4 tRNA genes are annotated in these 1492 nt (G+C 54.3%); all 4 read right to left on the reverse strand.

Annotated elements, in window-relative coordinates:
* Window positions 1–172: 172 nt before the first annotated feature.
* Window positions 173–246, reverse strand: a tRNA-Cys gene (locus tag HMPREF3044_RS05425).
* A 56-nt stretch (window positions 247–302) separates the two neighbouring features.
* Window positions 303–375, reverse strand: a tRNA-Gly gene (locus tag HMPREF3044_RS05430).
* Between the two features lie 20 nt (window positions 376–395).
* A tRNA-Val gene (locus HMPREF3044_RS05435) sits at window positions 396–467 on the reverse strand.
* Window positions 468–491: 24 nt separating this feature from the next.
* Window positions 492–564 (reverse strand) — tRNA-Gly (locus tag HMPREF3044_RS05440).
* Window positions 565–1492: the final 928 nt, after the last annotated feature.

Below are 1492 nucleotides of genomic sequence, written 5' to 3' on the forward strand. Positions count from 1 at the left end.
GCCGAAAAGACACACGTTTTGGCGCTTAACCCGACCCCCCAGACACACGAAACTTCCCTTAACAACGACACGTCGTAACGACGCACGTTTTTCCCTTAACCCCTTAAGCTCCACATTCGCTAGCAATCGAGAAAACAAAAGAGGTTCCCGCAGGAGCGCAGGAACCTCTGGTTGGAGGTGGAAACGGGAATCGAACCCGTGTGCACGGTTTTGCAGACCGTTGCCTCACCACTCGGCCATTCCACCAAGTCATATCCCATTGTAAATGATGAGCCCCAACTCTTACGAGATGGGGCCTGGAGAGCGGATGACGAGATTCGAACTCGCGACCCTCACCTTGGCAAGGTGATGCGCTACCAACTGCGCTACATCCGCAAAGAGCATTGAACTCTCAGTGCACGATACTGGGATTGAACCAGTGACCTCTTCCGTGTCAGGGAAGCGCTCTCCCGCTGAGCTAATCGCGCTAAAAGTGAAAACTAGTTTCACCGAGCGGATGACGAGATTCGAACTCGCGACCCTCACCTTGGCAAGGTGATGCGCTACCAACTGCGCTACATCCGCGTAGCAACCAACTGCGCTTTGTGCTGTGCGTTGCTTGCTCCCAAAACAATAGCGTTAACTCAAAGATGTTACAAATCCCCTGGTAACAAGCTGTTTTGAAAAACGCTTTTGAATCACACGATTGGCATTAGGAGGCCTTGAGGCTGACCGATTGGAACCGTCGCGAATTCCCTGATCCGCCACATGGGCTCTCCTCCTTGTTTTTCCAGATGCTCTTTCCCCTTGGCCTCTCCCCGTTCCCCTAAAGAAGTGAGGCAACGATAATAGGACCAGCACCACCACTGCGCGCGCGCCCGCCTTCCCCTCGACTCTCTTCTTTCCTCACATTTCTTCTCTTTCCTCCCCTTTTCTTCTCTTCTCTCCCACTACTTCCAAGCCTCCTCTTCCCCACCCCTGCCCTCTCATCACACGTCCAGAGTTGTCCCATCATCCGCAAAATCGTGGATACACAGCCCCAGGTGGCTGCAGAGCGTGATTTGAATCCGATGAGCACCCCGCCATACGGCTACTCCCGCACACTTCGATACGGATTGCCATCGCGTTGGGAACGTCACCGCAACCACAATCATCGCGGCCTCCGGAGATCTAGGTTGGGCACCGATCGTCGAGGCGAATCACACAGCCCACGACCATAAAGAGAGCGCACTAGACGCACAGTACCGACACCATTTCCCCGACCCCTAAGTACCGATTGAATCCACACAAATGAGCGCGTTTAGAGCCCTAGAACGTGCACGTCAAGCTACGACACAAGCCCCAAACGTAAATGCACCTACTGTTGCCCTCTTTGCCCGACTCTTACGCTTTGATCCACTGATCCCAGAGGAGGCGATATCGCTCCCTGCCCCCGACAATGAAAAAGCCCGCACTAGGCGGGCTGTCAGTGGTCCCAGCTGTGTCCTGCGTCAGTACTTAGTTGACACCTTGG

Origin of the sequence: Corynebacterium sp. HMSC073D01, from assembly GCF_001815555.1 — a bacterium.
GTDB classification, from domain to species: Bacteria; Actinomycetota; Actinomycetes; order Mycobacteriales; family Mycobacteriaceae; genus Corynebacterium; species Corynebacterium glucuronolyticum.